This window comes from Methylobacterium sp. 1A (genome assembly GCF_058072805.1).
In genome coordinates, this window is sequence record NZ_JBYQVE010000001.1 from 782,249 (window position 1) to 792,574 (window position 10,326).

Annotated in this window: 8 protein-coding genes; 6 read left to right on the top strand and 2 right to left on the bottom strand. The window is 63.3% G+C overall.

The genetic code is table 11. The features are described 5' to 3' along the window. The first annotated feature begins 18 nt into the window (after positions 1 to 18). Entirely contained in the window at positions 19 to 630 is a 612-nt protein-coding gene (locus ACX9MN_RS03865; protein ID WP_427454413.1) for a hypothetical protein, read from the top strand. A 3-nt stretch (positions 631 to 633) separates the two neighbouring features. Continuing rightward, a complete protein-coding gene (locus ACX9MN_RS03870) occupies positions 634 to 2,025 on the top strand; it encodes a Dyp-type peroxidase (protein ID WP_489723748.1) in 1,392 nt (463 codons plus the stop codon). A 637-nt stretch (positions 2,026 to 2,662) separates the two neighbouring features. Here ACX9MN_RS03870 and ACX9MN_RS03875 read toward each other — a convergent pair. Further along, positions 2,663 to 3,586: a diguanylate cyclase domain-containing protein gene (locus ACX9MN_RS03875; protein ID WP_489723749.1), complete on the bottom strand. Its 924-nt coding sequence runs from the start codon at positions 3,584 to 3,586 to the stop codon at positions 2,663 to 2,665. A 724-nt stretch (positions 3,587 to 4,310) separates the two neighbouring features. Next, positions 4,311 to 6,284, bottom strand: coding sequence for a methyl-accepting chemotaxis protein (locus ACX9MN_RS03880; RefSeq protein ID WP_489723750.1), 1,974 nt, complete (start codon positions 6,282 to 6,284; stop codon positions 4,311 to 4,313). A gap of 1,186 nt (positions 6,285 to 7,470) precedes the next feature. On the opposite strand from ACX9MN_RS03880, the gene ACX9MN_RS03885 reads away from it, so the two are divergent. The 4 genes from ACX9MN_RS03885 to ACX9MN_RS03900 all read left to right on the top strand — a co-directional run bounded on the left by ACX9MN_RS03885 (position 7,471) and on the right by ACX9MN_RS03900 (position 10,320). Continuing rightward, positions 7,471 to 8,277: an AraC family transcriptional regulator gene (locus tag ACX9MN_RS03885; RefSeq protein ID WP_179239944.1), complete on the top strand. Its 807-nt coding sequence runs from the start codon at positions 7,471 to 7,473 to the stop codon at positions 8,275 to 8,277. A gap of 241 nt (positions 8,278 to 8,518) precedes the next feature. Next, positions 8,519 to 8,710 (top strand): hypothetical protein, encoded by a 192-nt coding sequence (locus ACX9MN_RS03890; protein WP_043074405.1) that lies wholly within the window; start codon positions 8,519 to 8,521, stop codon positions 8,708 to 8,710. A gap of 215 nt (positions 8,711 to 8,925) precedes the next feature. Next, on the top strand, positions 8,926 to 9,525 hold the full coding sequence (locus ACX9MN_RS03895; protein WP_489723751.1) for a TetR/AcrR family transcriptional regulator: 600 nt from the start codon (positions 8,926 to 8,928) through the stop codon (positions 9,523 to 9,525). Between the two features lie 582 nt (positions 9,526 to 10,107). Then, positions 10,108 to 10,320 (top strand): YtcA family lipoprotein, encoded by a 213-nt coding sequence (locus ACX9MN_RS03900; RefSeq protein ID WP_052516914.1) that lies wholly within the window; start codon positions 10,108 to 10,110, stop codon positions 10,318 to 10,320. Positions 10,321 to 10,326: the final 6 nt, after the last annotated feature.

Consider the following 10,326-nt stretch of genomic DNA (forward strand, 5'->3'; position numbering starts at 1 on the left):
ACGCGACAGGAGCCACCGATGACCGACAGCCACGACGCCCCGCAGATCGACGAGACCCGTCTCCAGGCGATCCGCCGCCGGATCGAGGAGGTTGCGGGCGACGCGCCGCAGCTCGCCAAGCTTGCGCTCGAACAGATGATGACCAAGCACAATCCCGACTTGAAGGGCTCCGCGGGCTCGGCCGGGCGGGTCGGTGCACAGTCCGGCAACGTCTCGGAGCTGACGGCGATCGCCAGGCTGAAGCCTGGAGGCGCCGAACGGCTGCGGCGCATCTTCGGCCTGGTCAACGGCAACTTCGACGGCGCGCAGAAGGTCGGCACACTCCACGACATGCGCTTCGCCTTCTTCGACGATGACACGCGCATCCTGTTCGCCACCACCTACGACGGCGACTGGGACACGTACATCAACGACTTCGCCACCAAGATCCCGGATCTGATGGATCTGCTGTTCCAGTCGGTTGAGGGCTGGCCGGGGATCAAGAGCCCGAAAGTCAAGGACTTCATCGCCGGACATCAGATCACCGCGGCCGGCTGGTTCGTGGCCAACCCACAGGTCACGGTCGTCGACGTGCGCCGGCTCCAGCGCTTGGAGCGCGCGTTCAACGAATTCCTGGACAAGGTGGGTTGAGGCATGTCGATCATCGAACGACTCGCATCGCGCTTCCGCAGAGACACCGTCTCGCTGGAGCTCGACGACATCCAGGCGCTGATCCTGCGCAGCCGTCCCGAGCCGTACGTCGGCATCCACGCCATGCTCCACTTCGACGACGCGGAGGGTGCGCGCGACCTGCTCGGACGCCTTGCTCCCCACATCGCGTCGGCCGACACGTGGACCGACGAACTCGATTACTGGATCGGCGTGGCCATCAGCTACGAAGGGTTGAAGGCCCTTGGTCTGCCTGAGGCCCAGCTCAAGACCTTCCCGCTGCCCTTCCAGCAGGGCATGGCCGCACGCGCGCCGCAGCTGCGCGATCAGGGGCTCAACGCGCCGGAGAACTGGGACGCGGTGTTCACGCCCGGCCGGTGCCACCTCGCGCTGACCATCTATGCGGTCGACGATGCCGCCCTCGATAGAGCACTCGCGAGCGCCCGCGCGGAGCTCGACCGTGCTGTGGGGGTGACACTTCTCGGAGAGCACCGCTTCGGCGCGCCCGAGGGCGCGAAGAACCCGTTCGGCTTCCGAGACTCAATCTCGCAGCCAGCGATCGAGGGCAGCGGCGTCGCCCCGCTGCTCGGCGAGGCACGGCCGATCAAGGCTGGCGAGTTCATCCTAGGCTACCCGAGCGAGACCGGCGTGCCACTCGCGATGCCTGTGCCAGCCGTCTTGGGGCGGAACGGCACCTTTGTGGTGCTGCGCAAATACCAGAGCCGCGTCGGCTGCTTCAACGCCTTCCTGAAGGCCAACGGCGAGACGGCGGAGGCGCGTGAGCGCCTCGCCGCCAAAATGTTCGGGCGCTGGCGCTCAGGCGCACCCCTTACCCTTGCGCCCGACACTGACGATCCCGAACTCGGCGCTGATCCGCGCCGCAACAACGACTTCGCCTACGCGGACGACCCGAGAGGGCGTCTCGTCCCGCTCGGCTGCCATATGCGCCGGCTCAACCCACGCGACGCCGAGCTGACGCTGCTCACCGACGTCAATATCCACCGCATCATCCGCCGCTCCAGCACCTTCGGGCCTGTCTACTCCGAGGACGTGGTACCGGCGGACGATGCCAAGGGCGAGCGGGGCATCTTCTTCATCTTCGTCAGCGCGCGCGCTTACGATACGATCGAGTTCATGCAGCAGGAGTGGATCAACCGCGGCAACTTCATCGACCTCGGGGAGGAGCGAGATCCGGTCGTGGGGTTGCACGAGGGTGAGCAACGCTTCACGATCCCGCAGACTCCGGCACGCAAGCGCATCGACGGCGTGCAAACCTTCAACGTCATGAAAGGTGGCGAGTACCTATTCATGCCGAGCCTCTCGGCGCTGAACTGGCTAGCCAAAGCCGGATGGCGCAATGCTTCCAAACACGACTGACATAATTGGTCCCAGTGCGGTATGTCGAAACTAAATCGGTCAGATAATGGGCCGAGAAGAATCATTCAATTTAAATCGAAATCCCCGAGTCTCATCTGTTGCAGCGAGCCGCGCGAACACAAACCTGTTGCGATGATCAGCCGATCGCAGGGAAGAATACCGACTGTCTCGCGAGCGGTGCTCGTCGTACTGCTATTTCGTAAGCTGCCCTTACGCGAATGGCCTATCGAGCCGGTAGCGTCCGCTTACGGGACGTCGGCAGGACCTTCTGAATGACCGGGACGGGCGCCAAGCCGAATGTCCGGTTCTGCGCGAGGTGGCGATCCGGCTTGACGTAATCTGGCCGTAAGCGGAGCGGCCGCTTCGAAGAAGGGCGGCCAGAAAAGCGGACGGCCTCATATCGACCCAACTCGGTCGTCGGTGACGCTGTCGGCGCTTCCCAAAAACGGACATCCGTCGGCTATCTGGGTAGTCCGTTCGGTGTGGAAAGCAGAAGTCAGTCCCTCGCCACGAATCGGAAGTTCTTCATCCGGCCCAACCTCGACCTAGACTACGCCGGTTTCTCAAAACATCATGATGCGGCCATTCCCAAAAACGCTCAGACTGCAACGAGATGAAGCGTTATTGAATGTCCGGCTCAGGCGGCAGCGAGTTGAGCATTCGAAAGTCGCCAAGCTTTCCGGCCGCCACGCTTCGCCTCGTATAGAGCTTCGTCAGCATACCTTATCAGCGTCTCACCGTCAGTGCCGTTCAGGCCCCAGAGTGCCACGCCGATACTGGCGCTGACTGTTGTTATGGTCTTCCCTTGCACCGTGTAGGGCTCGGCAAGCGAAGTCAGGAACTTCGCCGCTAAGCTTGCAACTCGCTCGCGATCATTGATCGGAGCGGTAACGATCGCGAACTCATCGCCGCCAAGGCGGGCTGCGTAATGAACGCCCATGGTTGCAGCGCGTAGGCGATGTGTGACCTGCCTCAGGAGTTCGTCGCCACCTGCGTGGCCGTATGTATCGTTGACGAGTTTGAAGCCGTCGAGGTCGATCGCGAGCACAGCAAACGGCTTGCCGTCTGTGATGGCTGTAGCGGTCGCGCGTTCGATCTGTTCTTGAAAAGATAACCGATTTGGGAGGCCAGTTAGGCCATCGTGAGCGGCCAGGTGGCGAGCTTCACGTTCTGCGAGCATGCGAGCAATCAGACTCTGCCCTGTATGGCGACAAGCCTCGAAGTAGCTTAGCCCGTAGAGCGGCACGAGAAGGCCACCGAGCATGCCGCCGGGATCGCCGGATGAGAGGAAGGCAGCGGATAGTGCTGTTAGTAGGACGGCGCCGGTAGTTACAGGGATCCAGGGCAGGCAAGAAAGCCGGGTAGCCGACGCGCCGCCGCACATGCCCATGGAAAGACCTGTCCAGAGCGCCCACTCACCAGCGAAGCTGCTGTGGAAGCCAATGTTGGTCTGAATCCCCGTTATAACAGCAAAGCCTATCGCGCCGACTGCATACCTAACCTCCCAACGCTTCGCGGAGCACAGATCCAATGCGTCGGGGTCACGGGGAAAGCGCAGCAACACTCCGATTCTCAGAGCGGCGAACGTAAGCGTCCATGCGAGAAGAGCCAGGGATAGCCAGGACCCGCCGGAGCGCCAAACCGCGAAGATTCCCGCGATGCAGATACAACTCGTCCCTGACGCTACTTGTGGCAGCGCCGTGTAAAGCAGTCTTACAAGCTCTACACGAAGCTCTGCTGGTGGATAAGTGAGCGAACTTAAGGAAGCCATATGACTTAGATATTACAATAAATCTAAAAAGAAACCAAACGATCGAGCTTAAAACAATGTTAATGCGCCTTGTCTTGTTAATTCGAGTGGTGGCGCTTATCTTCCGAACTCGCGCCGACGGCATTTATCGAGAATGCTTTTGCCCGCGCCAACGGTTCGCCTGATTGCTGAGTGGTCCTTAGCCCTGTTTTTGGAAGCAGGTGCTCAGTTTCAGACCCGCAACAGCCGTGCTGGACGGCCGTCGGCCCTTCCCAAAACGGCCGTACGCTGGCCGTGCGGCGACTTCGACTCTGGGTCGTGATTGGGGACGGAGACGATATCCGCCTCCATTGGTTGCTCCCCGAAAGCGAACCGGCGGAAAACCACCCTCAGCGGCCCGCCTGCTTCCAGCCCACAGCAGCCGTCCGACACACTGCTGGCGCTTCTCGAAAGCGGCCCTTCTACGAGCAAGTGACGGGGATGCGGCTTCAGTTTTATCAACAACTGGTTGCGGACTGATGCGAAGCGTTTGTTGTCACGCAACGCCTCTCACCTGTGTCGAGGTTGATGGCGCGAACTGCGCGTGTATCGCGGAGCCAACGCTGTGCCGCGTTTCGCACTGGAACCGTCGGCCGTCAGCGTCGACGATCAGCGTGAACTGCTGCGGTACGATCTTCAATGAAGGAGCGTGCAGACGTGCGCCGCCCTCCGTCAGGTCTCGGATCATGCAGGGGATACGATCCCCTCCGGGCAGGACAATATGGGCCGGGAGGAGAACGCGTGCTCGCCGTTCAGAGCGCCGCTCTTCCATACCCACCGTCCAGTCGTCCAAGCTCGTGCTGATGCTCGATACGCTGGTCGCCGCGCGATGCATGCTGGCCAGGATATCCCCGGTCATACGCGACTGCTCATCCATCGATCCGCTGACGCCCTCGACATGCGAGCTGATCGTGCCGATCGAGGCCGTGATCTGGGCGAGCGTGTCCGCGACTTCGGCCGAGATGGTTTGCATCCCGACGACCTCGGTGCTGATCCGCGTCGTGGCAGCCGCGGCCTGCCCGGCCAATTCCTTCACCTCCGTCGCGACCACGGCAAAACCCTTGCCGGCCGCTCCTGCCCGCGCGGCCTCAATCGTGGCATTTAGCGCTAGCAAATTGATCTGCTGCGCGATCCGCGCGATCATCGCGGCGACATCGCCCATGGCCCCCGCGGCGGCCTTCAACCTTTCCGTCGCCGCATCGGCAAGGTCCGCGCGACCATGGATGTCGTCCACCACCTCTCTCGACTGGGCCATGCTGCGGGAGATCTCGACGGCCGCAGCGTTCATCGTCTCGGCGGAGCCGGTGATCGCATGCACGTGGTCCAGGGCGCGTTCCGCCGCATCGACGGCCACGGAACGCGCCTGCATGTTGGCGGTCACGTCGGTGGCGTACTTCACGATCTTGATCAGGCGGCCGACCGGATCGAAGATCGGATTGTAGCTGGCCTGGATCCAGATCGATCGGCCATCCTTGCCGACCCGCTGGTACATGCCGGCGGAGAACTGGCCGTCGCGCAAGCGATCCCAAAAACCCGCATACTCGGGTGATTGCGCATAGCCGGCATCGACGAACATCGCGTGCGGCCGCCCGCGAATCTCCTCAAGACGATACCCGACGGTTTTCAAGAAGTTCTCGTTCGCGCTCAGTACGGTGGCATCCGGCGCGAACTCGATGACGGCCTGCGATCGATGGACGGCGGCGAGCTGGCCCGTCGCATCCGCGGTCCGGAGCTTCTCAGCGGTGATGTCGGTGGCGAACTTCACCACCTTGGTCGGCACACCGTCGCGATCGCGGATCGGGTTGTAGGTGGCCTGGATCCAGATCTCACGACCACCCTTGGCGATGCGCCGGAACTCTCCCGTGGCGAACTCACCGCGTCCAAGGCGCTCCCAGAAGGTGCGGTACTCGGCGCTGCCATGATCCACGGGATCGACGAACAGGCTGTGATGACGGCCCTGAACCTCTTCCAAGCGATAGCCGACAGCGGCGAGGAAGTTCGCGTTGGCTGCGAGGATCGTCCCGTCGAGGGTGAACTCGATGACGGCCTGGGATTGATGGAGAGCGGCGAGCTGACCGTCGTGGTCGATGTTGCTCATGACCTGTGCGGTGACGTCCGAGGCGAACTTGACGACCCGCGTCACACGACCCGCCCGATCCAGGATCGGATTGTACGTGGCCTGGATCCAGACGAATTGCCCGCTCTTCGCGACGCGCTTGAACTCCCGGGTCTGCGGCTCACCCCGGCGCAGGGTGTCCCAGAACAGGCGGTACTCGTCGCTGTCGCGCTCAGCAGCAGGCACGAACAGGGTGTGATGCCGACCTTCGACCTCGGCGAGCGTGTAGCCCATCAGCGTGAGAAAATTGGCGTTCGCTGCTTTGACCGTTCCATCGGGTGTGAACTCGATGCGCGCACGCGACCTGTCGATTGCTACCATGAGGGCACGAAGGTCCGTGTCAAAGAGCGGCACGCAACTTTCCTTAGGTCAGTTATTGAGCTGATTGTATAGTTCTGAACAAAATTCCCTTACATAGGATGAATGACGATTGGTTTCGTTTCTTTACTCACGGTTGCATTACGCTAAGACATGCTCGCCTTGATAAGCATGGCTGCTTAACCCAGAAAAATGCAAGCTCTGTCGATGCAACACCTCACGTTTTCGTGAGGATGCGTACGACCGTTCCGCTGACGCTTCACGTACTACGGTTTTGGTGATTGTAAGGCGGCTCTGCGCAGGTTCCGCGAGGGCGGGACCGCGACCTCCGCAGTGATGCCTCTACCGCTCGAAAGCGGTCTAGCAGCTTTCCACCCAACCCAACCATTCTGAGGCGCCCGCCAACGCGACTGAAGCTGGCCGAAAGCGGAATGGCTGCTGTTAGGCTCAGATTGCGGGCAAGCGGACGTTCAGCGCGGCTAATTTAATGGGCTCAGAGTGCCGTCCTCAGGACCATCCACATCATACCACTGAAGGTCTGCATCAAGTTGCGAATCGGGCGTGACGCTGCTGATGCTGGCGCAAGCTGACGCCCAGTTTTTGCGCTCCGGACCAATGATATGTTTTGCAACTCAAAGTTATTCTTAAAGCAGATCCAACTTAACCGGAGGATACGATCGTCAACCTGAGGCTGATTTAGGTCTTGCGTGCGCTGGATTTGATCGCCTTGACCTCCCCAAGGGCATCCTTGGCGAAGTCCCGCCCTGTGGCGGTAACCACCAAGCCGGCCCTAGCCGCGCGTGCCGTCAGATGGCGAACTCGACGTCCGGCACCACCGCGAGCCGCTCGGGCAACGGCGCCTCGAGCGTGAACCGCACCCAGCCGGGCGGTAGTCGATCCCGGCCTTGCCGCCCATCTCGGACGCGAGCGCCCGCTCGATCAGGCGTAAGCCCAACCCGGCGGTCGTCTCTCTGATCGAGGCCTCGGCCGGAAGTCTGTGACGCGCAGGGTCGCCGATCCGCATCGCGCCCGGCAGACGCACCCGTACCCGCATCATGCGCCGTTGCACAAAGGGCCCGAATTCCGCTCCTTGGTCATCCGGACGACCAAGCTTCGACCTTCCGCGGCAGGATCCCGTGCACGTCCGTCCCGCAGCCTTTTGAAGCTTGCAACTTGCGCGGACCTATATATGTACGTGTGAGCATATATGGGGACGGTGACGATGCTGGCTGAGGGGTCAATCGGCGCTCGACGGACGTCGCGGCAGGCATTCCTGTTCCCCGGGGCGGCGCTGTTCCTCGGCCAGGCCACCGATCAGCGGCTGCATCGCCACAGGGCGTTCGAGGTCGCCATCCCGCTGGAAGGCCATCTGCGCATCGAGACGGCGCGCGCCCCGGGCATCGGTCCCGAGGCAGGCGTCCTCGCGCCACTCGAACATCATCGCGTCATCGCGACCGGCAGGACCGCCTTCCTGTGGGTGGATCCTGAAACCCGTGCGGCCCGCGCCTTGGCGCAGGTCCGCCCCTCCGTGGACGGCAAGGGGCACGAGCGGTTGGTGTCACTGCTGCGCGAGATGGACCGTTCGGAGCCGACCCATGACGAGGCATGGGCGCTGCTCGACCTCTGGCGTTCGATCTGGCTCGACGGACTGCCGCAGTTGCCGCGGCTGGACCGCCGCGTGTCAGAGGTTGTCGATCTCATCGATTCCGCGCCGGTACCGCTGGCCAACCGCTACGAGGCTGCCGACCAGGTCGCCCTCTCTCCGAGTCGGTTCTCGGCGCTCTTCACCCAACAGGTCGGCATGCCGCTCAGGAAGTACCTCCTCTGGCGGCGCCTGCTCTTTGGCATTCGCCGCCTCGGCAACGGGGCTTCGGTGACGTCGGCCGCGGTCGAGGCCGGCTTCGCCGACGGCGCGCATTTCAGCCGGGTTTTCCGGGCGACCTTCGGATGCAAGCCCTCGTCGCTCGCGAACATGAGGGTCGTCGCGAGCGAAGCCCACCCGATCTCGCCGCGACCCCGACCGAGCTAGGACGCGGCCCCGTCTCGCGGGACCGTCGTATCGTTCAAGGAATTCCCGTCGCCCGGCCCAGATGTAGGTGCAACCAGCGCAAGACCGGGTCGAGGGCGAAAGCCCCCACGTCAGGTATCCGCATTTGCGCGGAGCTCTTGCAGAAACATGGAGATCATCGATGAGAGCCGTAGGCCCCCGTAAAAAGCACCTTCCCACCGCGCTCGTCGGACTGGTGCTGACGTGCCTCGTCGGATCGGTCATGCAGGTCGAGGCACAGGAGTTTCACGACACCCCGTCGGAGACGATCCGCGACCGCCAGGCATGCACCTCTGACGTCATGAATCTCTGCCGGGCCTTCATCCCGAACCGGACCGCCATCACCAACTGCCTGGTCGAGAACATCGACCATCTCAGTCCGGCCTGCCGCACCGTGATCGCGAGCCGTCGATGACCGCGGCACCACTCGACCAGCCCCTGGCCGGCGACGGGGTGGGCGGCGAGGCCGGTCACGGTCATCCGCCCTCGGTGGGCCGCCGCGTCTGCTTGCAGCGTCGACGCCCGACGTTATATGTACGAAAGGACACTTATTCGGCGGGTGGGATGGTTTCTCGACCCAGAGGGCCGGCCGAGGCGGGAACCCGTCCGCGCGGCCGCAGGACCAAAGACATGCCGGACGGTCGGCAGGCCCTTCTCCGTGCGGCGACCCTCGCGTTCTCCAACGACGGCTTCGACGGAGCCGACATCCGGAGCATTTCCATCGCTGCGGGGGTCAGCCCGAACCTGGTTCGCATCCATTTCGGCAGCAAGGCGGAGCTCTGGGAAGCCTGCCTCGACTTAATCGTGACGGCGACGACGCCTGTCATCGACGAGGTCGGAAAGCTTTCCAGGCAATCGGATAGGCCCCTTTACAAACGTCTGAGCAATCTCATCACCACGGTCGCGAACTTCTACGCGGTCCATCCGGAGGTAAGGGATTTCGTCTTCCACCACGGGTCGGACGCCCCCGAGCGAGCGGTGATGGTGACGGAGCGCCTCCTCAGGCCGGCCTACGAGGCCTGCCGTTCGTTGTTCGCAGCCGGCATCGAGGCCGGGATCGTGCGCAGCAGCCATCCGGCCCTGTTCTTCTCGCTGCTCAACGGTGCCGTGGGCCAGCCGCCCGCCTTCCCGGCGATGCTGAATCGGCTCGCGCCCGACATCGACGTCGAAGAGGCGCGCAGGCGCATGGCCGAGACCGTGGTCGCATCGCTGCTTCACCGGGCCGCCTGACCCGACCAGCCTTCTCCCGACGTCGATGGCGCCGGACCGAGCGACGGGACGCCGGCATCACCAGCCGGGTCCCGGCTGGCCAGCGGTCCCGGGCACGATGGTGAAGATTGAGAGAGCCGCCATGCCGCTCACCTTCGTTCGACGTCCATCCTCTCACGGAGGCCGACCACGCCTCCGCATAGGACGCTGGGCCTTCGGCTTCGCCCCCTCGCCGGAAGTCCAGCCAGCAGGCCGCGCGGGCAATAAGCCCGATCCCCGCGCGGCCTCCGACCTCGCCGACTTCCGGGGGGCGGTCCGCGGCAAGGAAAGCCTTCGCCGGTGCCGGTGGACCGAAATCCAGCCGCGGCAGGATCATCGGCTACCCCCGTGCCGAAGCCATCACTTGTTCGAAGAACTTCGAACCCATCGCCTTAAGCCGCGGTGGAGAACTTCGTCTCGGCTGCCGCCAGCGACGGCAAGTCAGTCGTATCGTTCAAGCGTTCAGGGCCGCCTGCCCGTAGCGTCCCTGCTCCGGCCCGAGGGCCGAAGCACCATCGGCCGGGGGGCTCAGTGAATGTGCCGGCTTCCCGGACGATGGCAGTGATGCAAGCCGCGGCACCGACCTTCAGCCTCTTCGGGGCCTTCTTCCCTGCGTGGCTCGTCTGCGCGGTCGCGGGGATCGTCGGCGCGTTGTCGCTCAGGGTGGCATTCTCCGTCATCCAACTCGACGACGGCATCCCGTTCAAGCTGCTGACCTACACCTGTGCGGCCTTGGCCATCGACTGTGGCCTCTGGCTGCTGCTGTTCGGCCCGTGAGCGATA